The organism is Pseudomonas sp. BJa3, assembly GCF_026343815.1.
GTDB lineage: Bacteria > Pseudomonadota > Gammaproteobacteria > Pseudomonadales > Pseudomonadaceae > Aquipseudomonas > Aquipseudomonas soli.
On the sequence record NZ_JAOXMC010000015.1, the window covers coordinates 45,589 to 68,982 of the forward strand.

Genomic DNA, 23,394 nt, shown 5'->3' on the forward strand with positions numbered 1-23,394 from the left:
GTGGGAGCGGGTCAAGCCCGCGATGGGCGCGTCAGGCCAAGCTGATCGAAGCCAAAGCCCGCCGGCCGCCATCCACCTCGGCCAACACACCGAACGCCGCCGAAATCATCGCGCACAGGCGCTCGACCTGAGCACCGCTGTAGCGATCGCTGCGGTAGGTGATCACCAGGCGCAGCGAGCGCTGGCCATCGAACACATCTTCCATGATCTCGAACTGCAGGCCGAACATCGACTCGCTCTTGTCCGGGTCGATCTGCTTGTAGCGGATAGCCCGGCCATCGGGTGCCTGCAGCGCGCCATTAAGGGCGTTGTTGGCGTGGATCTGCACATACACATCGAACATCAGGCCCTCGGCGGGGGTCATGCCCAGCGCCTGCTGGATGGTCTCCATGGGTACGTCGGCATAGGCCATCGAGTCGTTGATCATCCGCGTCACCTCGCCCAGCAACCCGGCCAGCGACTGTTCGGGGGCGAACTGCACGCGGTGGGCGACCATGGTGGTGAAGTAGCCGACGGTGTCGAAATACGCAGGGTCGGTGCGCCCGGACGCCGAGGTGCCGATCACCAGGTCCGGGAGGTTGCCGAGCTTGTGCAGCGACAGGGCGATGGCGGTGTAGATCACGCTGAACAGCGATGACTGATGCAGCCGGGCACTGGCGCCCAGTTGTTCCAGCATGCCGGGTTCGGGGCGCAGTTCCAGCCAGCGCGCACGCGTGGTCGCCTGGCCGGCGGGCAGCAGCGTGGCGTCATCACAGGCGGGCAGGGCGAGGCCGCGGGTGGCGTCGCGCAGCAGCTCGGTCCAGTACGCCAGGTGGCGCGGGTTCGGGCCCTGGGCACTCTGGGCCAGGGCGAATTCGTGGAAGGTGCGCGCCGCCGCGGGCCATTGCGGCGCCCGGTCCTGGGCGCGGGCCAGGTAGGCCTCGGCCAGTTCGGCCATGAGCACGTTCAGAGACCATTCGTCGATGGCCATGTGGTGGACCAGGAACGACAGCACCTGGTGGCCACTGTGCGGGTCACGCAGCATGCGCAGCCTGAGTGGCAGTTCGCGGGCCAGGTCGAAGCGGTGCTTCGCCTCGCCGGCCAGGCTCGTGCCGGCGCTTTCGGCGCTGTTCCAGAACCACTTGAAACGGCCCAGCTCGGCCAGCGGCACGATGCGCTGGCAGGCGTCGTCGCCCTCGCCATGGTAGGTGGTACGCAGGCTGGCATGGCGCTCCAGCAGGTCGGTGAAGGCCTGTTGCAGCAGCGCCTCGTCCACCGGGTCGTGGAAGTCCAGGGCAAACGGCAGGTTGAAGAGGGTGCCGTAGTCGAAGGCCGCGCAGGCGCGCCACAACGACGCCTGGGCCAAGGCCATCGGCGCCTGCTGGATATCCCTGGCCTGATCGCTGGCCTGGCTGGCTTGCCCTTGGCTCAGCTTGGCGCGGCTGGCCAGCGCCGACGCGCTGGGCGAGGCGAAGAAGTCGCTGAAGCGCAGTTCGATGCCATGCTCGCCCTGCAAGCGCCCGATGATCCGGGTGGCCAGCAGCGAGTGGCCGCCCATGTCGAAAAAGTCATCGTCCAGGGTCATGCCAGGCTCCGCCAATGCGTGGCGGAATGCGTCGAGGATGCGTTGCGCGATGTCCGTCGAGGGCGCCTGCGACAATGGTTCGAGCACCAGTGGCTGGTCGCCGGCCTGGGCGTCATAGGCGGCGCAGATGCGTTCGAGCAGGGCTTGCGGCGACTGACGCAACACCGCATGGCAGAGCAGACCGAGCGCAGCCTGGTGATCGCCGGCCAGCAGCAGGGCCTCGAACGGCGGCTGCGTGGTGGAATCCCAGGGCGCCACCTGACGCGCCCGCAGCAAGGCGTCCATGCCCTCGGCCGTGCTCCGCTCGATACGCAGGCACGGGTACCAGCCGGGTTCCTGGGTCTTGTACAGGTCGCCGTCATCGCTGAAGTGGTAGCGGCTGTTCAGGCCCGGCGTGGCTTCGACCACCGCCTGCACGGCCAGGGCCAGCAGCGACAGGTCGGCCGTGGGCCCAAGGCGCCAGGCGCCCAGTTGCCGGTGCAGCTGCTCGGGTTGCTGTTGCTGGGCGAACCAGGCGAGTTCTTCGTGTTCATCCAGGGCCTGGGGCGAGGGTAGGGTGGTGTTGCGTTCCAACATGGTTAGCTTCCTGCTGTTCGATCGATCAAGGCCCGCGTCGGCCTTCACTGCCATCCGTGGATCGCGGTGAGTGGCCGCGCAGAGGGTTCGCACCATCGGGGTGCATTGCGTGAATCCCGAGGATTCGTTATGGTGAGAAAGATGCAAATAATTATCATCTAGATTGGCGCACGTCAAAGGAAGCCGTCTGGAATGCACCACGCTCAGGGAGAGGTACCGTGGACAACGGAACGTTCGCGCTTCGTCAACAGCTGCAAAAGCTGTATCAGGATCATCACGGCTGGTTGTGCGAGCTGCTGCGCCGCAAGCTGGGCAACGCGGTGGACGCGGCGGACCTGGCCCACGATATCTACCTGCACCTGATGAACAAGGGCCAGGTGCCGACGGCGGAGCAATCGCGCTGCCACCTGACGCAGATCGCCAACGGCAAGGTCATCGACCTGTACCGCCGCCGCCAACGTGAAACCCGCTACCTCGAGGACCATGGCCTGCAGCCCGAGCCGCGGGTGCCGTCGGAAGAGGCGCGGGCGCTGGTGGTCGAGGCCCTGGGCGCGATCGACAGCGCCCTGCAGCGGCATTCGCCCAAGGCCCGCCAGGCCCTGCTGTTGTGCCGGCTCGACGGCATGGCCCATCGCGCCATCGCCGCCGAGTTGCGGGTATCGGTGTCCTCGGTCGAGAAGTACATCGCCGCCGGCGTGCGCACCTGCAGGCGCTACCGCACCGGCAGTGGCGCCTGAGGGTGAGCATTGTTTTTTGCGGGTTTGCCCGCCTCGAGCGGAATACAGGTTGAGAAGGACTGGCTGGTCGGGCGCCCAAGTGGCTGCCCGGTCTGCTCTTCGTGCTGAAAAGGAGCATTCATGAGTGTTGAACAAGGGGTGGCGGTGCAGAAGCCCGCCAAGGGGCCGGTCGCCGCAGTGCTGGCGCCGATTCGCGGGCGCTTGATCGTCGCCGGGTTGCTCGCCGCGCTGGGCGCCATGCTCAGCCTGGCGCCCCTGGCCGCGATCGCCGAGGTCGCCCGGCTGGCGTTCGCCGAAGGGCAGGGCGTCGCGCAGGCCTGGCCGGTGATCGTGCTGGGGCTGGGCTGCCTGTTCGTCGGCATGGCTTTGATTTCGCTGGGCGACCTGGTGGCCCACCTGGCCGACAACCAAATCACCGGCACCCTGCGCCTGGCAATCATCCGCCGCCTGGCACGGGTACCGCTGGGCTGGTTCACCAGCCGCGCCTCCGGCGAGGTGAAGCAGGCCATGCAGGACGATATCGGCATCCTGCACAGCCTCACCGCGCACTTCTACACCACCCTCGGACGCAGCGCCGGGGCAGTGCTGGCATCGATCGTCTACCTGTTCGCCATGGACTGGCGCATGGCGCTGGTATCGATGCTGCCGTTCCCGCTGTTCTTCCTGTTCTTCGCCCGTGCCCACCAGGCCAGCGCCCGCAACATGCAGGCCTTCGGCGCCGGCATGGGGCGGATCAACCAGGCGGTGGTCGAATTCGTCAACGGCATCCCGGTGGTCAAGGCCTTCGGTGGCCAGCGCAAGGCGCATGGCAGCTACCGCGAGGCGGTGGACGCCTTCGCCGCGGCCTTCACCGACTTCACCCGGCCGCTGGTCAGCGCCATGGCCAACGCCAATGCGATGATCGCGCCGGTATCGGTACTGGGCGTGGTGCTGGCGTTCGGCACGCTGTTCGTCGGCCTGGGCTGGATCACCCCGGTGCAGGTGCTGCCGTTCGCCCTGGTGGCGCCGGGCATCTGTGCGCCGCTGCTGTTGCTGGCCTATATCACCCACGACCTGAACAACGCTACCGGTGCCGCTCAGCGCGTGCAGGCGCTGCTGAACACGGCGGTGCTGGAGACCGACGCCCAGGGCGTCGGCAAGCTGCCGACCGATGCGCGCATCGAGGTGCAGGGCCTGGGCTATCACTACGACCCGCGCAATCCGGTGCTGAGCGAGGTGTCGTTTACCCTGGAACCGGGCACGGTCACGGCGGTGGTCGGTGCCTCGGGCGCCGGCAAGTCGACCCTGGCGCGCCTGCTGCTGCGCTTCTTCGACCCCAGTGCCGGGCGTATCACCCTGGGCGGCGTCGACCTGCGACAGATCGACAGCGCGCAACTGTACCGGCGCATCGGCTTTGTCCTGCAGGACGTGCGCCTGATCCATGCCAGTGTGCGCGAGAACATTGCCCTGGGCCGGCCTTCGGCGAGCCAGGAGCAGATCGAGGCGGCGGCGCGGATTGCCAATATCCACGAGCGCATCCTCGCCCAGCCGCGTGGCTACGACGCGGTGATCGGCGAGGACGTGCAGTTCTCCGGCGGCGAGCTGCAACGGCTGAGCATTGCCCGCGCGGTGCTGCTCGACCCGCCGGTGCTGGTGCTCGACGAGGCCACCGCGGCGGCCGACGCCGAGAACGAAGTCAAGCTGCAACAGGCGCTGTCGCGCTTCGCCCGGGGGCGCACGCTGCTGGTGATCGCCCATCGCCTGGACACGGTGATGCACGCCGACCAGATCCTGGTGCTGGACCAGGGCACCGTCGCCGAGCGCGGCAATCACGACGAACTGCTGGCCCGTCGCGGGCTGTATGCCCGCTTGTGGGCCGCCGGCGGCTATGCGAAGACGCGGGCGACCGCGCAGGTGGAGGAGCACTGATCATGTTGGGGACTTTCGTTCGACTGCTCGGCGACGACGCCGTGTTCCTGCGCCGCTACATCCGCCTGGCGCTGGTGTATGGCGTGCTGTGCGGGCTGACCATCGTCACCCTGGTGCCGATCCTGCGCCACCTGCTGGGCAATCAGCTGGAGGCCGCTGGCCAGTGGCTGGCGCTGCTGGCCTTGGGCGTAGTGGTGTGCTGGTACCTGCGGCGCCGGGTGGAGAAGGCCGGCATCGCCGTGGGCATTGCCGTGCTGCGCGGTGGCCGCCAGCGCCTGGGCGAGCATGTCGGCACGCTGCCGGTGGGCTGGTTCAATGCCGCCAACACCGCGCGCCTGAGCCATGTCACCACCCAGGGCATGATGGAGATCGCGCAACTGCCGGCCCATGTGTTCACGCCGCTGTTCACCGGGGTGGTGACGCCGCTGGTGATCCTCGTTGCGCTGTTGCTGGTCGACCTGCGCCTGGGACTGGTGGCCCTGGTCAGCCTGCCGCTGCTGGCCCTGGTGATGCTGGCGACAATGCGCCTTGGCCAGCGCTCCGACCAGCGCTACCAGCGCGACACCGCGCAGACCAGCCAGCGCATGGTCGAGTTCGCCCAGGCGCAGTCGGTGCTGCGTGCCTTCAATGGCGAGCAGGGCGGAACGCGCTTCCTGGAGCAGGCCGTGGCCCAGCAGCAACAGGCGGCGCGCAAGCTGATCCAGCTGTCGGCGCTGTCGTCGGTGCTCAACGTCTGGGCGGTGCAGGCCAGCTTCGCCGCGTTGCTGGTGGTCGCCACGCTGTGGCTCGGCGAGCAGGCCGGCGCGGGCTTCGACAACGCAACGGTGATCGCCACCCTGGTTGCGCTGGTGCTGGCGACCCGTTTCATCGACCCGCTGCTGGATGTGGCCGGCTACAGCGAGGTGCTGCGCGGTACCCGCGGCCAGTTGCAGGCGGTAGCCGAGCTGCTGGCCGTCGAGCCGCTGCCCGAGCCCGCCGCACCGCAGCCGCCGGTCGACGGTTCGGTGCAGCTGGAGCAGGTCGGATTCCGCTACGGCGACGACCAGCCAGAGGTGCTGCGCGAGGTCAGCCTGGACATCGCGCCCGGCAGCATGACGGCGCTGGTCGGCGCATCGGGTTCGGGCAAGACTACCCTGGTGCGCCTGATCGCCCGTTTCTTCGACGTCACCCAGGGCCGGGTCAAGGTCGGCGGGGTGGATGTGCGGCAGATGTCCGCCGAACAGCTGGCCGGGCAGATCAGCCAGATCTTCCAGGACGCCTACCTGTTCCAGGGCAGCATTGCCGACAACATCCGCCTGGGCAAACCCGACGCCAGCGAGGCCGAAGTGCTCGAGGCGGCGCGGCTGGCCGGGGTGCAGGAGATCCTCGAACGTCTGCCCGAAGGCTTGCACACGCCAGTGGGCGAGGGCGGTGCGCGTCTGTCCGGCGGCGAACGCCAGCGCATTTCGATTGCCCGCGCGCTGATCAAGGACGCGCCGATCCTGCTGATCGACGAGGCCACCGCGGCGCTGGACGCCGAGAACCAGGCGGCCATCGCCGAAGCGCTGGCGCGGTTGCGCGGCAAGCGCACGCTGATCGTCATTGCCCACCAGCTGTCGACGGTGGCCATGGCCGACCAGATCGTGGTGCTGGACGAGGGGCGTATCCGCGAACAGGGCGCCCATGCCCAGCTGGCTGCCGAGGGTGGCTTGTACGCGCACTTCCTCGAGCAACGCAGGGCCGCCAAGGGCTGGCGCATCGGTGAGGCCGCAGGCGATGGAGTGACCGCTTGAGTCGGTTGTTGCTGCCAACACTGTTGTTGCTGCTGTGTGGCGTTTCACTGATGGTCGGGGCCAGCGAGATGTCCTGGTCGGCCTTGCTGTCGGCCTCCGACGATGCCTGGCTGACCCTCACCGCCAGCCGCCTGCCACGCCTGGCGGCACTGGTGCTGACGGGTGTCGGCCTGTCGATCTGCGGGGTGATCCTGCAGCAGATCGTGCGCAACCGCTTTGTCGAGCCGGCCACCTGCGGCGGACTCGACGCGGCCAAGCTGGGCATCCTGGTGGCCCTGACCGTGCTGCCGGGTGCCGGGGCCACCGGGCGCATGCTGTTTGCCCTGGTGTTCTGCCTGCTGGCGAGCCTGGCGTATGTGGCGATCATTCGCCGCATACGCTTCACCAACCTGGTGCTGGTGCCAGTGATCGGCCTGATGTACGGCAGCGTGCTCAGCGCCATCGCCGAGTTCCATGCCTATCGCCACAACATCCTGCAGAGCATGCAGGGCTGGCTGCTGGGCGACTTCTCGCGGGTGATCGAGGGCAACTACGAGATCATCTACCTGATCCTGCCGATCGTCGTGCTCACCTATCTATATGCCCAGCGCTTCACCGTGCTGGGCATGGGCGAGGGCATGGCTACCAGCCTCGGCCTGAACTACGCGGCCACCGCGATCCTCGGCCTGGTGCTGGTGGCGGTAACGGTGTCGGCCACGGTGATCACCGTGGGCGCGATCCCCTTCGTCGGCCTGGTGGTGCCGAACCTGGTGGCGTTGCGCTACGGCGAGAACCTCAAGCGCACCTTACCCATCGTCGCCATGTGCGGCGCGGCGTTGCTGCTGGCCTGCGACATCCTCGGCCGGTTGTTGATCCACCCCTACGAAGTGCCCATTGGCCTGACCGCCGGCAGTGTCGGCGGTGTGCTGTTCCTGGTGCTGATCCTGTGGAAGTGCAAATGATGCGCCGCGCCGCCTGGTTGTTGCTGCCGGCCCTGGTGCTGGCGTTCCTGTTGCTGGGCTCTGGCCTGGACTTCAGCTACGTGATCCCCAAGCGCCTGGTGCGCCTGGGCGCGATCGTGGTGGCCGGGGTGTGCATCGCCTTGTCCTCGGTGATCTTCCAGACCCTGGCCGGCAACCGTGTGCTGACCCCGGCGATCATGGGCTACGAAGGCATCTACCTGCTGTTCCAGGCCGTGCTGGTGCTGTGGCTGGGCACCGGCAGCGTGGCGCTGCTCGGCGCGCAGGGCAACGCGCTGCTGTCGATGGCGTTGATGCTCGGCTACTCGTGGCTGCTGCAGCGCTGGCTGCTGCGCGAGGGGCGCGGGGATGTCTACCGCCTGTTGCTGCTGGGGCTGGTGCTGACCATGGTGCTGGGCACCTTCACCCAGTTCATCCAGCTCAAGACCAGCCCGGGGGAATTCTCCATCCTGCAAAGCCTGGGTTATACCTCGTTCAACCGCGCCCAGCCGGCCCAAGTGCTGTACTCGGGCCTGCTGGTGGCGGCAGTGGCAGTGCTGGTGGCGCGCGGCACGCGGGTGCTCGACGTGCTGGCGCTGGGCCGCGACCAAGCCATTGCCCTGGGCCTGGACCATGGCCGCTGCCTGCGTCTGCAGATGGCGCTGATCGCCGTGCTGGTGGCGGTGTCCACCAGCCTGGTGGGGCCGACCGCGTTCATGGGGGTGTTCGTCGCCAACATCGCCTACGCCCTGGCACGTAGCGCCCGGCACCAGGTGATCCTGCCACTGGCCTGCGCCGTGGCCATCGGCATGTTCCTGCTCGCCCAACTGCTGGTCGAGCATCTGTTCAACTACCGGACCAGCGTGAGCATCCTCGTCAACCTGGTGTGCGGCGCGTACTTCCTCGCGCTGATGGTCCGTACCCGAGGCACCCCATGATCACCCTCGAACACCTGCACAAGGCCTATGGCGACAAGACCGTGCTCGAAGACGTGAGCCTGGCTTTCCCGGCTGGCCAGGTTACCTCGCTGATCGGCCCCAACGGCGCCGGCAAGAGCACCTTGCTGATGTGCATGGCCCGACTGCTGCCGGCAAGCCGCGGGCGCATCCTGCTCGACGGCCAGGACATCGGCCGCATCGCCATTGCCGACTACGCCCGCCGCGTGGCCACCCTGCGCCAGGTACTGGACTTCAACCTGCGCCTGACCGTCGAGGAACTGGTCGCCTTCGGCCGCTTCCCCTACAGCCGCGGGCTGCTGACCGCCGACGACCACCTGGTAATCGACGAATCCCTGGATTTCCTGGGGCTGCAGCCGCTGCGCCGCGCCTACCTCGACGAACTCAGCGGCGGCCAGCGGCAGATGGCCTTCCTGGCCATGACCATCGCCCAGCGTACCGACCTGTTGCTGCTCGACGAGCCGCTGAACAACCTCGACATGAAACACGCGGTGCAGATCATGCAGGCGATCCGCAGGCTCTGCGACGAGCAGGGCCGTACGGTGATCCTGGTGGTGCATGACATCAACTTCGCCGCTAATTACTCCGACCACATCGTCGCCATGAAGCAGGGCGCGGTGCACAGCCACGGGCCGGTCGCCGAGGTGGTCAACGAGGCCAACCTGCGCGCGTTGTTCGGCCTGGCGTTCGAGATCCTGCCGAGCGCGCAGGGTTTCGTCTGCAACTACTTCAACCCATCACTATCGAGAGAGCTGGTATGAACGGAATCTGCAAGATACTCCTGGCCGCCGCCGTGGCGGCCGCGTTGCCGGGCTGCGACCAGGCCCCGCAGGAGCAGGCGCGCGCCGCCAGCGCCGACTACGCCCCGGTGAAGGTCGAGCACGCCCTGGGCACCACGCTGGTCGAGCACCAGCCGCAACGCGTGGTGGCCTTCGACATGAGCGAGCTGGACACCCTTGACCAGCTCGGCGCGCCGGTGGTCGGCATCGCCAAGGACTATGTGGCGGGCTTCCTGGCCAAATACCGCGATGACCCCAAGGTGGCGGACGTTGGCACCACCATCCAGCCCAACCTCGAACGCCTGCATGCGCTCAAGCCCGACCTGATCCTGATCTCGCCGCTGCAGGCGCAGAGCTACCAGGAACTGAGCCAGATCGCGCCGACGGTGCACTACGACATCGACATGGACAACCGCCAGGGCAATGTCATCGACACCGCCAAGCAGCACCTGCTGACCGTCGGGCAAATTCTCGGCAAGCAAGACTTGGCCCGGGAAACCGCCGCGCGCATCGATGCCAAGGTGGCCCAGGTGCGCAAGGTGACCGACGGGCGCCCGGAAAAGGCGCTGGTGGTGCTGCACAACAACGGCGCGTTCACCGCCTACGGTGTGCGTTCGCGCTACGGCTTCATCTTCGACACCCTCGGGGTCAAGCCGGCCAGCGACGACATGCAGGCTGGCCTGCATGGCCAGCCGATCTCCAACGAGTTCATCCACCAGGCCGACCCAGACATCCTCTACGTGATCGACCGCACCGCGGTGATGGAGCGCCGCGCCGCGCTGGACCGCGAGACCCTGGACAACCCGCTGCTGCGCCAGACCAAGGCGTGGAAGAACGGCCATGTGGTATTCGTCGATCCACAGACCTGGTACCTGTGCACCGCCAGCGTGACCTGCCTGGAGCGGGTAGCGGACGAGGTGGTGAAGGGATACCAGCGCTGAGCCCCCGCTTTGGTCCCTGTGGTGGTTAAGCCGATAGTGGCCAAGTGACTGTAATTTCTGTTGAGGGATTCGCCGACTCGTACGGAATGACTAATGAGAAACATTACCATTGCGTCCAGAAAGGAATCCCTCATGCCTCCACTGCAACATCCCCAGGCACCGAAACTGCCCCGCAGGGCCTTGCGCATGGCCGTGCTGCTGGGCATGGCCGCCATCGCCGGCAACGCCTTCGCGCAACCGCCACGCAGCACCTCCTCGGCACAGCAGCAAACCCCCGATGTGAAGGAAGAGGGCCTGACCCTGCCGGAAACCCTGGTGCAGGAAACCCGTGACGCCCTCGGTGCCCCGCCACCGGAATATGCCGGGGGCCAGGTTGGCTCGGGCAGCCGGGTAGGGCTGATGGGCAACAAGGACTTCAGCGAAACCCCGTTCAACGCCATCAGCTACACCAAGGAATACATCGAGAACCGCCAGGCCCAGGATATCGGCTCGGTGATCGGTGCCACCGATCCGTCGGTCTACGTGCCGAGCAAGCGCGGCATCTTCGAGACCTTCTTTATCCGCGGTCTGTACAGCACCGGCAACGACATCACCTTCAACGGCCTGCCGAGCATGGCGCCGAACATGCGCGGTTCCACCGAGCTTGCCGAGCGTATCGAAGTACTCAAGGGCCCGTCGGCGCTGCTCAACGGCATGCCCCCCGACGGCAGCGTCGGCGGCAGCATCAATATCGTGCCCAAGCGTGCCGGCGACGAGCCCCTGGCCCGGCTGACCGCCTCCTACGAGTCCGATGGCCTGGCGGGTATGCATGCCGATATCGGCCGCCGCTTCGGCGACCAGAAGCAGTTCGGCGTGCGCTTCAATGGCGTCTACCGCGACGGCGACACCCCGGTGGACGACCAGCAGCACCGCATGCAGCTGTCGTCCCTGGCCCTGGACTGGCGCGGCGAGCGGGCGAGGGCGTCGCTGGACTACTACCACCAGCGCGAACGCATGGACGGGGTCAACTATTTCGGCATTGCCTCGATCAGCCCCGGCGTGACCCACCTGCCCAAGGCCAAGAAGGGCGATCACTCGCTGGCCCCGGAGTGGGGCTACACCGTCAACGACACCGATACCGTGGTGCTGCGCGGTGAGTACGACCTCAACGACTCGCTCACCGCATTCGCCGGCTGGGGCCATAGGGAAGGGGGCTACAACGCGCTGATGACCAGCGGTATGCTGCTCAATGATGCCGGCGACATCTCCGCCACACCGATCCGCTCGGCTCGAGATGGCGAGCAGAAGTCCGGCGAAGTCGGCCTGCGCGGGCGCTTCGCCACTGGCCCGGTCGACCACGCCTGGTCGCTGGCGGCAACCCGCTACGACTCCGAGAACAGCTTCAAGGACAAGCGCCTGCCGACACGCATCCTCACCAACTACTACAACCTGGACTATGGCCCGCGCCCGGAGATCGGCGAGTACGGCAACGTCACGTCGCGCATGCGCGCCCGACTGAGCAGCGAAGCCTTGCTCGACACGATGTCGTTCCTCGATGACAAGGTGCAGTGGACCGTCGGCGCTCGCCACCAGAACGTGCGCGCGTCGAACTACGACGGCAACCACCAGCGTACTTCCAAGGCCTACGATGAAAGCCGGGTTTCGCCGGCCACGGCCTTGCTGGTCAAGGTCACCGACGAACTGTCGCTGTACGGCAACTACATCGAAGGCCTGAGCCAGGGCGGCATCGCCCCGGACAACGCGCGCAACGCCGGCGCGATCATGGCGCCGTACCAGACCAAGCAGTACGAACTGGGCGCCAAGCTCGACCTGGGCACCTTCGCGCACACGGTAAGTGTCTACCAGGTGAAAAAGCCCAGCGCCTATACCGATCCGCTGACGCAGATCTACGGCGTGTACGGCGAACAGCGCAACCGTGGCCTGGAATGGTCGTTCTTCGGCGAGCTCGAGCCGGGCCTGCGCCTGCTGGGCGGTGCGTCCTACACCAAGGCCGAGCTGAGCAAATCGATACGCAAGGAAAATGAAGGCAACCAGGCCACCGGCGTGCCCAAGGTGCTGGCCAAGCTCGGCGTCGAGTACGACCTGCGCGAGATGCCCGGGCTGACCCTGACCGGCAACGCCAACTATGCCGGCCGACGCTATGCCACCGATGCCAATAACCTGTCGCTGCCGTCCTACACGATTTTCGATCTCGGGGCCCGGTATACCCTGAAGCTCTCGGACAAACCGGTAACCTTGCGTGCCACCGTGCAGAACGTGACCAACAAGGCCTACTGGATCGGCTCGTGGAACGGCGGCGACGGCAGCGGCCTGTCTGGTGGGCTGGGCACGCCGCGGTCGTTGTTGTTCTCCACCTCGGTGGATTTCTAGCCAACTCCACACTGGCTGCGTGGGAGCAGCGGTGAGCTGATGCGACTTGCCCCGCGACCACCGGCGCGGCCGGTGCCACGCTCACAGTGCGTCCGGAAACTCTTCGCGCAGGCTGCTCCCCAGCCAATCCATGAACCACAACGCATCGGCACTCGGCGGCTGGGGTGGCGTCAGCAACTGATAGCTCTCCAGCGCCACGGCCTGCTCCACGCAACGCACCAGGCTGCCTTCGCGCAGTTCACGTCCGACCAGCACCTCGGTGGCCAAGGCGATGCCGTGGCCGCGCTGGGCCAGGTTCAGGACGATATCGTTGCTGATATGCGAAGTATCGGCCTTGACCCGCACCCTCAGGCCATTGGCGGCGAACCAGCTGTTCCACCAGGTGCCGTCATCGACATGGATCAGCCGCAAGGCGGGCAGGTCGGCAGCGCTCAACCCTGCGGGCAACTGCGCCAGGTAGCTCGGCGCGCAGACCGCGAACACCTTCGGGCGGATCAACACCTCGCGTACACCACTCAGCTCACCCGGCAGGCCGAAGGCGATGCCCAGGTCCGCCTGGCGGGCATCCACGCTGGTGAACGTGGCATTGGGCTCGATGGCGATCCTCAGGTCCGGGCGCAGGCTGCGCAAGGTGTCGATGCGCGGTGTCAGCCAGCGTGAGGCGAACGCTGGCACACAGAGGATGCGCAGCCAGCGCTCTTCACCACGTTGCCCCAGGCGCGCACCGGCGTCGGCGAGGATCTGCAGCGCCTGCGCTGCGGCCTTGTAGTAATGGGCGCCGGGCAGGGTAAGGGTCACCCCGCGCGGGGAGCGCTCGAGCAAGCGTACACCCAGCCAGTCCTCGAGGTTTTTCACATGCCGGCCGATCGCCGGCTGGGTCACGTGCAGCGCCTGGGAAGCCGCGACATAGCTGCCCAGGCGGGCAGCGGCCTCGAACGCGCGCACGGCGTTGAGCGGGGGCAGGCGATCTTCGGCCATGGGCATTCCTTGGTTGTTAGTTTTTTTAATAGTGAAGGCAAATTTATTGTGCTTTTCCCGCTGGCTCAAGTTGCAGACACTCGGGGCAGCGTATTTCCGCGCTTTTCGAGGAGCCCTCCGATGCGGCCAATAACAATAAAGAAGTCGTTCAACGGTCTTTCCATCCTGGCACTGGCACTCGCCGCACTGGCCGGCGCGGCCCAGGCGGCCGACAGCCAGGGGGCCTGCGGCGTGCCGGGGCTTGAGCCTTGCCCGCAGCCTTTCGACAAGGTGCTGCCGGCGGCCAAGGACATGCTCACCTGGGACCAGGACACCCGGGTCGTGGGCTTTCGCAACACTTATCGCCTGTACGGCGGCGATGTCTTCGCCCCGCGCGGCGCCATGCCATACCCATTGCCGCAGGCCAGTCACAAACTGAGCGACGTGCAGTACCAGTTGGCCGGCAAGCCCCATAACCTGGCGGACTACCTGGCCAACCAGAGCGTGACCGGCCTGCTGGTGCTCAAGGATGGCAAGATCGCTTATGAACACTACGGCAAGGGCAACACCCCGCAGACCTTGTGGACATCGCGCTCGGTGGCCAAGTCGGTGGTCAGCGTGCTGGTGGGCATCGCCGTCAAGGAAGGCAAGATCCACTCGCTGGATGACAGGATCAGCCGCTATGTCCCGGAGCTGGAAGGTTCCGAGTGGCAGCACGTAACCCTGCAGCAGCTGTTGCAGCACACCTCGGGCGTCGTCTGGGACGAGAACTACGCCTCGAAGGATTCGGACTTCTCGCACATGACCCAGTGCGAGGCCACCGCCGATCCCTATCACTGCGTGCTCGACCTGGTGCGTTCGGTCAAGCGCAAGCCCGGGGTCAAGCCGGGCGAGGTCTGGTCGTACAACACCGGCGGTGCCTGGCTGGTGGGCCGGGTGCTGGAAAACGCCACCGGCATGACCATCGCCGAGTACCTGCAGAGCCGCGTGTGGAGCCGCTACGGCATGCAGCAGGCCGGGGTCTGGCATGCGCTGGTGCCCGGCAAGGTGGACATGGGCGGCCACGGTTTCAATGCCACGTTGCGTGACTGGGGGCGGTTCGGCCAGTTCGTGCTGAGTGGCGGACAATTGCCGCAGGGTGAAAAGCTGCTCCCGGACGACTGGATCGCGCGCTCCACCCACTGGACCCAAGCCAAGGGCTCAGTGACAGCCGCCGCGCCCAAAGGTCAATACGGCTACCAGTGGTGGTACAACGCCCCGGCCCCGGACAGCGATGCCGAACCCAAACGCACCGACACCAGCGACCAGACGTTCTGGGCCCTGGGCATCTTCGGCCAGAGCATCGCCATCAATCCGGCGGAGCGCCTGGTGGTGGTGCAGTGGTCGACCTGGAAGAACGCCGAAAGCCCCGGCTCGCTGTATGACGAGCAGGCGGTGTTCGTCAACGCGGTGGCCAAGGCGCTGAGCCAGTAACGCCGGGCGAGGGCAGGGCGCCGGCAAGCGCCTGCCCAGTCACACGCGAAACCGCGACACGCTCGCCTGCATGCCCTGGGCAATCTCGCCCAGGCGCTGCGCCGCCGAGGCTAGCTGCCGCGTGGTGTCGGTGCTGTCCCGCGACATGCGGGCGATCAGTTCTACCTGATGGGCGACATCCTGGCTGGCCCGGGTCTGCTCGCCGATGGTCTGCGAGATTTCTTCGACCACCGACGCGGCGCGGCGCGCGCCTTCACGAATCTGCTGGATCGACGCGCCGGCCTGGGTGGCCAGCTCCACACCGGCGCGGACCCGGGTGACGCCGGTCTGCATGCTGTCGACGGCGTTGCCCGTGCTTTGCCGGATGCGTTCGATCATGCCGGTGATCTCCCGGGTCGACTGCGCCGTGCGCCCGGCCAGGCCGCGTACTTCATCGGCGACCACGGCAAAGCCGCGCCCGGCCTCGCCGGCACGGGCGGCTTCGATGGCCGCGTTCAAGGCCAGCAGGTTGGTCTGCTCGGCGATGGTGTTGATCACCTGGATGATCGAATGAATTTCTTCCGAGCTTTGCCCCAGCACGGTGATGGTTTCAGAGGAACGGTTGACCGCTTCGTCGATCCCCTGCATGCCGCCGACCACGTTGAGGATGACCTCGCCGCCGTCGCTGGCCAGGCGCTCGGACTGCCCGGAGATGGCCTGCGCATCGCGGGCGTGGTCGGCGATCCGCGCCAGGTTGGCAATCATCTGCTCGGTGGCCGAGGCCATGCTCACGGCGCTGTCGGACTGCTGGCTGGTGCGCTGCACCAGGCTGCTGGAAGCCTGGCCCAGTTCATCGGCCACTTCGCGCAGCAGCAGGTTCTCTTCATGGATGGCCTTGATCATGTTGCCCAGGCTGTCACGCATGTCCGCCAGCGAACGCAACAGATGCCCGGTTTCGTCACGGTCGTGGACCTCGATCGCGGTGGTGAGGTCGCCCTGGGCGATACGCTCGGCAACCGCCATGGTCTGGCTCAACGGCCGCAGGATGGAGCGCAGCAGCAGGAAGGTGCACAGCGCCAACGCCAGCGTGGCCAAAATCATCCCGCCCACCAGCACGCTGATGCCCCGGTGCAGGGTGGCGGTGCTCTGTTCGCGGCTTTTGTCGGCATTGCCGGCGATCAGGTCGCTCAGGGTGCTGTTGCGTTGCTCCAGTTCCTTGAAGGCGGCGACGAAGGCCGGCAGCTGCGCCTGGGCCTGTTCAGGCGACTGCAATGCCAGCTGGATGATCGACGTGGCGCTGGCGATGTAGTGGTCGAGGAGGGGCCCGAGGTCATTGATGGCCTGGTGCAGGTCGGCGTCCAGGGGCAGTTCCAGGTTGCTTTGCACGACACTGCGGAACCACTTTGCGTGTTCGTCGAGGTCGGCCAGCACCTGGTTGGCGTTGTCAGTATCGCCCGGCTTGACCAGCAGGGCGGCCAGCACATCGGCGCGCAGCGCATCATGCATCATGTCGCCTTCCATGTGGTTGCGCAGGGCGGCCATGCTGGCCTCGCTGCGCTGCAACGCCTGGTTCTGGTCATGCTCGGCGAGCAGGCCGCTGCCGCCAAGCAACAGGGCGGCGAGGATGCTGACAAGACCGAACCCGATGGTTTTCTGACGAATGTCCATTTTCGAACAGGCTCCGTGGGGTGGGTTTGCTGAGCATAGATGGTTGGAGGTATTTCGCAGGGGGAAAAGAACGGCGCTGAGGTGCGGTGAGGAGATGCCTCATATAACTCAACTAAATGAATATTTAGTTGAGTTATATGTTTATGCCATAAAAAAGTCGGGCAGGGCGTACGGACGTTTGCTGACGCCAGAGACCCTGTGTAGTGTGCATCCAGCTCACTTATCCTCAAAGGAATGAGACATCGACCATGCGTAGATTCACCGCTTTACCGCTGTTGTTTGCCCCCATGATCGCCTGGGGCGACTGCACGAAGAACCTGCAAACCTGGGCCCAGGCCTTGCACCCGACACTGTCGCTAGCCAGCGACTTTGCAGTCTGCAAGGTCAATCCGGCAGATACCAGCCAGGTCTTGGCAGCCTTGCCGTTGAAGGTGAACGTTGATGAATACGGGCAAGGCGATTACAGCCTGGATGTACTGGTGGCCGATGCCAGCAGCGGCAAGATCATTGCCCATCATTACCAGGAGGCGGCGATCGTCTCCGATGCGGTGCAGTTTTCAGGCCTGACGCTGGACACTGCGCGCTATCAGCTAGCACCAGGCTTACGAGCATTTGGCGTGCGCATTCGTCACACAGGCTCGTCACGGGTCAATCCGTTCAGCAGTGAAACCCTGAGCCTGTACGTGAACGACGGTTCGCAACTGCGGCAGATCATGGGGCACTTGGTTGTGAGCGAAAGTCACGGCGAATGGGACGGTGTCTGCGCTGGAGAATTCGGTGAGATCAAACGGACGCTGGCAATGGGAAAACCCGGCAAGGACGGTTTCAGCAAATTGCGGGTTACCGAGATATCGACCGGGAGCCAAAGTGTTCCCAAGGGCGCTGATGACTGTCAGGAAATCGAGCGTGCCACGCAGACGAAAAGGTTCAGCCTGAATTATGACGGCGGCCGGTATGAAGTGCCGAAAGGATTGAGATTCGAGTGAGTGGATTGGAAATGGGCTTGGTGGAGGCTGGAATCTGGCCTCCCTCTGGGCGTACTGCTCAATACGAACCTACGCATAATGTATATTATGTTAAATTACGTATTATGGGAGGTGACCTTCTGAGTCGATCACCTGTGGTTTTGTCTGCCATCACGCTCGAGCTGCCGGCGCCATCTCGACAACTGCACAGCGTCCTTTCGTGCGTACCTTCTGCACCAGCCGCGCCCTGTTGATGAACACATCGATCTGACAGCTGCCTGAGTGCTGCACGTCTTCCCAGTATTCCGTATGCACAATCTGCCCGTTCTGCGGCCCTGTGTAAGTCCCCGCGGCTTCACGCGTGACATAACTGCTGTCGCGCACATACCTGAGCACGACCAGATCCTCTTCCGGCACCACCATGACCTGCCGTGGCACGCCGAAGAAATCGATCAGCTCGCCCACCGGGCGATCTTTCCAGGCGCTGCTGGCTTCCAGCGATGCACAGCCACTGAGCCATGCGGCCAACAAGCCGAATGCTAACAATCGGTTCATAAGGTCTTCTCCCTGAAGGCCGCTTTACTTGGCAGACATCTGTGCGAACCCTTCGTCGATCTTCTGCATGATGGCTGCCTTGGCGGCCTCGCGGTTCAATATCTGGAACAGCTGCGGCCCTGCCTTGGCTATTTGCGATGCAGGCATCACACCCAGGCGCTCCATTTTCCGGGCTTGGCGGTCAGCCGGTTTGCACAGGAAGTCGCGGCTTTGCGCCAACCAAGCGTCAGGTTTGCTCTGCCATTGGCTGGAATACTTCGCGTTGCGCAATTCATTGAAAACGCTGCGGAAATCCTGCGCGCCCGTGATGCGCCCGCGGTTCTTGGCGCAGTCGATTTCGACATCGTACGCAGTCAATGTGGGTTTGCCGGGCTCTTCGTAGAACTGATAGACGCCCAATGATTTCGCGCCATCTGGGCGATTAAAGATATTATTGGGGTCGCCGTCCGCGACAAACACCTGGTTCTTGCCCAAGCCACCTTGGTAATGGACTACCCAAAAGTCACCCATCTGTACATCGCTAGCCTGGGCAGCGAGGACATTGCACAGAATGGTGACAGGCAGGAGCTGCTTCTTGAACGCGATCATAACGCACTCTGAGTGCGGCGCGGTCGGTGTGGGAGCCGGCGATGGGCCGCAAAGCGGCCCCGGAGTCTAACAGGCTGACGCCAGCCAGAGCCGCCACCGCATTCCTACTCCGCTCTCCGACCCACCATCAACCCATGATTCGCATCCTGGGCCAATGAGGTAATGCACCGCCGTCAGCAACGTCGGCAGATCGCTGAAGCGGGTCTTGACCGCCCTCCTCCCCAGCCTCGCCAGCCCGTGGTGGCGAGCTTCCGGATGCGCGAGATTTGCAATTCCTTATCCATATCATTCCTCCTGCGGCCCCGCGAACGGCGCAGGGCTTGATCAAAGCGTTTTCTAAACTGTTTCCCGCGCTATGGGCCCCGCCGTTAGAGTATCCTTACAACAGAATTTAGTGCTGCATCAAAAAAACCATCTTCTATACCTCGCGGTTTGGATTAGAATGGAACCTCTGGGCGGAAGGAATTTAATGCCGCCTCATTGACTTTACAAGGAAGGTGTTTTTTGAAAGTATTTTTCCATGCAGGTGATAATTGGAGTAGAACTCCGCCCTTAACAAAAACCGAAAAAACAGTGTTATCACTCAGCTACAACAACTGGGATGACTATTCTGTACGTACAACGTTGAATGCTGTCTTCTATTACGATGGCGAACGAATTTTCGAATTCAACCTCAAGCTACTAATCGAGAGCGACACCGATTCGCCAGTAAAGCTCAACGCGCTGCGTAAGGCCGGCTGGGATGGCTATTTCCCCATTCCAGATGCAAATTACGTTTCTGTGCCAAGTGACATTGAGTTCTATGACGCGCTCATCACAAAACTGGGCGTTCAAGATGCTCAGAATGTTCTGATTCTTATTCGTGATGCCGGTTATCTCGTGAACGTCACTCATGACGAAGCTGCAAAAAAACTGACCGAACAGGAAAACTTTACTACTTCGCCGCTGCGCGAAGCCGGTGCGCGCAAATCTTTCCAGGATGGGTGGAAGGCATTTTCTGGAAATTCTCAATCAATTAAAGATTTTACGTTGAACCTCCCAAGCCGCGGCGTTGATTCCGTCACCTCAGTCAGATTCAGATTTAATTCAGACACCCTTCCCTACGACATTAATGTCCTGATCGGACCAAATGGCGTCGGAAAATCTCATACGCTAAAAAACCTCGTTGCGTACTGGTTGGGAATGGATGCCGGCTCTCAAACGCAGCTTCACAAATCCAAACACCAGCCGTTTGACACCCACCCGAACATCTCGCGACTGATCTTGATGTCTTATAGTCCTTTCGAGGACTTTGTTTTAGATCTATCCGATTCCAAACTCAAAGATAAAACTGCGTATAGGTATTTTGGCTTCAGGAGAGGCAGGCTTTCTGCTCAGGGAAAGCGTCAGAGTTCCATCAGCCGTAACCAGCCCGCCAGCGACTCGGTCGAGTCAATGTTCAAGGCTCTGGCGGATGACGACGCCTTTGGTTTCCTTAGCACTTGGACGTCTAAATTCTCAACCATTATAGATGTACTGCAACCAGCGCTTGGCTTCGAGAAGCTAGCAGTAGAGCTCAATTCTAAGGCAGAGCTACCTCTTTCCCTCAAGTCTTATGTGATCGAAGATAACGATGGCAATCAGTATATTCAGCTGACGCCGGTTACACACCTGAAACTTCTCAAACTTAAAGATGATCTTTTTTCTATCGTCAATAGCAAAGCGGGTGTTGTATTCCTTAATGACACAGACAAGTTAGACCTAAGTTCCGGTCAGCGACTCTTCGTATACATGGTCATAAATATTGTTGGGCAAATCAAGGCGGAGAGTTTGATCATCGTAGACGAACCGGAACTCTTCTTGCATCCGACATTTGAGGTGGAGTTCATCGCTTTGCTCAAGAAGGTGCTTGCTGCATTTAGTTCGAAAGCTATCCTAGCGACCCACTCACTCGCCATCGCGCGTGAGGTTCCGGCAAATTGTATGCACGTTTATCGCCAAGGGCAGCATGGGCTTGAAGTCGATCATCCACCATTCGAAACTTTCGGCGGGAACATGCAAAGGATTTCGTCCTACGTGTTCGGGGACAGTAAAGTGACTAAACCGTTCGCACAGTGGATTGAGGGTGCTATTCAACAAGCCGGCAGCCCTAAGGATTTGTTGGACAAGCTCAAAGATGAACTTAATGAAGAAATGACCATTAAAATTCTCAATGCGAGCGTGTCAGATGGTCGCTAAGATCTCCAAACCAGACGAAGACAGTATTGCTGTGTTAAATTTAGTGCTAGGCGAAAGAGTCAAGCACAAGAGATTTTACGGCCGGATAACGCCAGACCTTACTGCTCGATATCAGCAGTACGACGACCAAATGGGATGTCCATCCGGCATGCCGCCGTTGGTATTGAGGGACTATGTCGATACGGACGGAGAGGCGGTCAAGCGCAAAGCATCATTACTAGGGCTATACAATCCTGACAAAGACAAACATCCTTATAATGAACTGGAGAAGCTCAGGAAGAAGAATAAGCTTTTGGCATGTCCAGTATGTGGTGAGCTTGGAAGACCAAGGACACTAGACCATTGTCTACCTAAAACAATCTACCCAGAATTTGCAGCAAACCTGTTTAACCTCGTACCTGCCTGTGACTGGTGCCAGGGAGAGAAGCTGGTAGACTACCAAAACGCCGCTGGCACTAGGAGTTTCTTGCATCCATACTATGATGACGTCAACCAGCCGCTATATTCTATAAAATTGCAAGCGCCCTACCTGACCCCTGTGATTTCTTTCGAAATATCGAACAACCTGCCCTTAGATCTGCAACAGCTAGTGGCATCGCATTTGGATGGAATCGGTTTTTGGGAGCGCTTCAAGGAATACTTTGAAAGCAGCTATCTGAACATTATTCGGATGGCGAGCGAAACCCGAGCTGGTGGCAAAGTCACGGTCGCTACAGCCATCGAAAGTTGTTATTTATTAGAGGCCGGGAAAGGAATTAACAGCTGGGACGCAGTCGTGTACCGCTCTTTGCTGGCGGATCTCGCCGTGATAGATTTCCTTCAAAACGGAGAGCTTTCTGAATACCCTTAAGCTCTAGACCGATACTCTAGACATCGCATGGCGTGCACCATGCCAATAATGGCGCACGCTTGCACTATGTCACTCACGACCAGTGTAGCGCCGACGTATCTTGGTAGGCCGCAAAGGCGTTTCTGATACGCCAGAATTCCGTAAACGTGTGAAAGAGGCTCCGACCAAAACCAGGCATTCCATACCGCTGGCGCAGGCCCCAAAAAACACCCTAGCGCATTCCGGAAAATCATCGGATCATGACAGTCTTCGCCCTGAACTATGGCAGTCAGCACGGTATCCCGAGGCTAGCATACTAGGCGCAACGATGGTCGTCGGTGTGGTCGCGGTCTTCTTGATTCCGCTGGCGGGTGCAATTCGCTATCCATACCATTCCTCCTGCGGCCCCGCGAACGGCACGGGGCCTGATCGGTGTCAAGTTCGATCCCAGGCTCGCCAAGTCAGTGCCGGGATTGCACGCGGCTCAACGCCACTTCCACCAGGGTGCGGGCGCTGTCGATTTCATGCATGGCGGCGAGAGTTAGGACCTGGCCTGGCGGCTTGGCGTGCAGCAAGACGGTCTGCTGGCTGACGGTCAGGGCGCAGACAAGATATTCAGAGATCTGGACCAGAAGGTCTTCGAGAGTGTGGGTGGTGTATTTGTCGTGTAGCGGTGGATCGGGGACGATCTTTAACATGATAAAGCTCCGATATCTGACTGGAGCTACCACATCTCTGCTGTCAAACAAATGGGTGGCAGCGGTACGTGGGTTGACAGACCGAGGATATCGGAACTCGGCGCACCGAAGTGCCCCACGCACAGCCGCCATAGAGCGTTGCGCATGATCCGTATATCAGAGGACGGTCTGTCAAAACCGTGTCGTCGAATTTGCGGCGACTTGGTGAGACTAGATGGCTGATGGGGCTGCTGCAATGGCTGTAAGGCGGTGGGAGTATGTTTCGGAAATGGACTACAGAGAAGAGGGAAAGTCCGATTCACAGCACATATAAGGCATCAAAGGGCTGGTTGCGCCCCTGGATGTTCCCGAGCTGCACCACAGGTCAATTTTCCGCCTCAGGCGCCCGAAATGCTTTGCTGTAGTAACCAGACGAGTCGAAACAGCAAACCGCCTTCTTACCGGTCGCAAGCATCTCGCAGGCATCCCCAATTCGCTTTTCACGCGTCTTAAGTTGCTTCGCTGAAGTAATCCAGTGGATCCAGTCAACCCGAGCGAGGGTCGTCGTAGCGTTCCAAACCTTTTGAGCCTCAGGTGTGGCTGCCAGGGCTTTCTCGAGATCCGCTGGAATATCAGGCTCGGGCTCCTTCTTCACCGGGATCATTTCGAGGGTAACGATATCTCCAACAGCCACCCCCGCCGCATCGAGCAACTCGCTACCGACCTTCAACCAATGGCTCAACTGACCATCTGGCTTAAGGGTTGCCCGAAAAGGATGCCCATTGATCGTGCCGTCAACAGTCGCCCTTCCCCGCCTAGGAAGCCGTTCACTCGCGTCCCTCGGAAGCACCACGAACGCCCACGACCTGCCATCACCGGGCTTTGCCGGACGAAGAAGCTTGGCTTCGAATCGCGACCTCGCATCCTCAGCTGTCATGGCAGGCT

General features: G+C 62.7%; 19 protein-coding genes. 12 read left to right on the forward strand and 7 right to left on the reverse strand.

All coding sequences use genetic code 11. The features are described 5' to 3' along the window. Nucleotides 1–31 precede the first annotated feature (31 nt). The gene (locus OH705_RS19075; RefSeq protein ID WP_267302755.1) at nt 32–2,140 is read right to left on the reverse strand and encodes a condensation domain-containing protein; all 2,109 of its coding nucleotides are present in this window, start codon (nt 2,138–2,140) and stop codon (nt 32–34) included. 218 nt (nt 2,141–2,358) lie between these two features. Here OH705_RS19075 and OH705_RS19080 point away from each other — a divergent pair, with 218 nt between their 5' ends. The 8 genes from OH705_RS19080 (at nt 2,359) to OH705_RS19115 (ending at nt 12,541) form a co-directional block, all read left to right on the forward strand. After that, on the forward strand, nt 2,359–2,877 hold the full coding sequence (locus OH705_RS19080) for a sigma-70 family RNA polymerase sigma factor (protein ID WP_267302756.1): 519 nt from the start codon (nt 2,359–2,361) through the stop codon (nt 2,875–2,877). Between the two features lie 120 nt (nt 2,878–2,997). Further along, nucleotides 2,998–4,785: an ABC transporter ATP-binding protein gene (locus OH705_RS19085; RefSeq protein WP_267302757.1), complete on the forward strand. Its 1,788-nt coding sequence runs from the start codon at nt 2,998–3,000 to the stop codon at nt 4,783–4,785. A gap of 2 nt (nt 4,786–4,787) precedes the next feature. Continuing rightward, nucleotides 4,788–6,557, forward strand: coding sequence for an ABC transporter ATP-binding protein (locus OH705_RS19090; RefSeq protein WP_267302758.1), 1,770 nt, complete (start codon nt 4,788–4,790; stop codon nt 6,555–6,557). Then, nucleotides 6,554–7,498: an ABC transporter permease gene (locus OH705_RS19095; RefSeq protein ID WP_371041623.1), complete on the forward strand. Its 945-nt coding sequence runs from the start codon at nt 6,554–6,556 to the stop codon at nt 7,496–7,498. The genes OH705_RS19090 and OH705_RS19095 overlap by 4 nt, the downstream gene beginning before the upstream one ends. Further along, nucleotides 7,498–8,433 carry an iron chelate uptake ABC transporter family permease subunit gene (locus tag OH705_RS19100; RefSeq protein WP_267302816.1) on the forward strand — a complete coding sequence of 312 codons (936 nt, stop codon included), beginning with the start codon at nt 7,498–7,500 and terminating at the stop codon, nt 8,431–8,433. The genes OH705_RS19095 and OH705_RS19100 overlap by 1 nt, the downstream gene beginning before the upstream one ends. Further along, nucleotides 8,430–9,212 (forward strand): ABC transporter ATP-binding protein, encoded by a 783-nt coding sequence (locus OH705_RS19105; RefSeq protein ID WP_267302759.1) that lies wholly within the window; start codon nt 8,430–8,432, stop codon nt 9,210–9,212. The genes OH705_RS19100 and OH705_RS19105 overlap by 4 nt, the downstream gene beginning before the upstream one ends. Beyond that, entirely contained in the window at nt 9,209–10,171 is a 963-nt protein-coding gene (locus tag OH705_RS19110) for a siderophore ABC transporter substrate-binding protein (RefSeq protein WP_232888150.1), read from the forward strand. Before OH705_RS19105 ends, OH705_RS19110 begins: the two co-directional genes overlap by 4 nt. A gap of 132 nt (nt 10,172–10,303) precedes the next feature. Further along, nucleotides 10,304–12,541 carry a TonB-dependent receptor gene (locus OH705_RS19115; protein ID WP_267302760.1) on the forward strand — a complete coding sequence of 746 codons (2,238 nt, stop codon included), beginning with the start codon at nt 10,304–10,306 and terminating at the stop codon, nt 12,539–12,541. An 81-nt stretch (nt 12,542–12,622) separates the two neighbouring features. Here the strand turns inward: OH705_RS19115 and OH705_RS19120 are convergent, their stop codons facing one another. Beyond that, nucleotides 12,623–13,519 carry a LysR substrate-binding domain-containing protein gene (locus OH705_RS19120; RefSeq protein WP_038706142.1) on the reverse strand — a complete coding sequence of 299 codons (897 nt, stop codon included), beginning with the start codon at nt 13,517–13,519 and terminating at the stop codon, nt 12,623–12,625. A gap of 120 nt (nt 13,520–13,639) precedes the next feature. Here OH705_RS19120 and OH705_RS19125 point away from each other — a divergent pair, with 120 nt between their 5' ends. Continuing rightward, complete coding sequence (locus OH705_RS19125) at nt 13,640–14,971, forward strand: serine hydrolase domain-containing protein (protein WP_104443858.1); 1,332 nt, start codon at nt 13,640–13,642, stop codon at nt 14,969–14,971. Between the two features lie 39 nt (nt 14,972–15,010). On the opposite strand, the gene OH705_RS19130 is transcribed toward OH705_RS19125, so the two are convergent. Further along, nucleotides 15,011–16,618: a methyl-accepting chemotaxis protein gene (locus tag OH705_RS19130; protein WP_104443857.1), complete on the reverse strand. Its 1,608-nt coding sequence runs from the start codon at nt 16,616–16,618 to the stop codon at nt 15,011–15,013. A gap of 248 nt (nt 16,619–16,866) precedes the next feature. On the opposite strand from OH705_RS19130, the gene OH705_RS19135 reads away from it, so the two are divergent. Continuing rightward, entirely contained in the window at nt 16,867–17,604 is a 738-nt protein-coding gene (locus OH705_RS19135; RefSeq protein WP_267302761.1) for a hypothetical protein, read from the forward strand. A gap of 150 nt (nt 17,605–17,754) precedes the next feature. Here the strand turns inward: OH705_RS19135 and OH705_RS19140 are convergent, their stop codons facing one another. Together OH705_RS19140 and OH705_RS19145 are read right to left on the reverse strand one after the other, a co-directional pair. Continuing rightward, nucleotides 17,755–18,138 (reverse strand): hypothetical protein, encoded by a 384-nt coding sequence (locus tag OH705_RS19140; RefSeq protein ID WP_267302762.1) that lies wholly within the window; start codon nt 18,136–18,138, stop codon nt 17,755–17,757. A 24-nt stretch (nt 18,139–18,162) separates the two neighbouring features. Next, a complete protein-coding gene (locus OH705_RS19145) occupies nt 18,163–18,726 on the reverse strand; it encodes a hypothetical protein (protein ID WP_267302763.1) in 564 nt (187 codons plus the stop codon). A gap of 504 nt (nt 18,727–19,230) precedes the next feature. Here OH705_RS19145 and OH705_RS19150 point away from each other — a divergent pair. Next, the gene (locus OH705_RS19150; protein ID WP_267302764.1) at nt 19,231–20,943 is read left to right on the forward strand and encodes an AAA family ATPase; all 1,713 of its coding nucleotides are present in this window, start codon (nt 19,231–19,233) and stop codon (nt 20,941–20,943) included. Continuing rightward, nucleotides 20,933–21,793 carry a hypothetical protein gene (locus OH705_RS19155; protein ID WP_267302765.1) on the forward strand — a complete coding sequence of 287 codons (861 nt, stop codon included), beginning with the start codon at nt 20,933–20,935 and terminating at the stop codon, nt 21,791–21,793. Before OH705_RS19150 ends, OH705_RS19155 begins: the two co-directional genes overlap by 11 nt. A 440-nt stretch (nt 21,794–22,233) precedes the next feature. Here the strand turns inward: OH705_RS19155 and OH705_RS19160 are convergent, their stop codons facing one another. Further along, nucleotides 22,234–22,470, reverse strand: a complete 237-nt coding sequence (locus OH705_RS19160) for a hypothetical protein (protein ID WP_028688843.1) — start codon at nt 22,468–22,470, stop codon at nt 22,234–22,236. A 364-nt stretch (nt 22,471–22,834) separates the two neighbouring features. Further along, nucleotides 22,835–23,386 carry a YdeI/OmpD-associated family protein gene (locus tag OH705_RS19165; protein WP_267302766.1) on the reverse strand — a complete coding sequence of 184 codons (552 nt, stop codon included), beginning with the start codon at nt 23,384–23,386 and terminating at the stop codon, nt 22,835–22,837. Nucleotides 23,387–23,394: the final 8 nt, after the last annotated feature.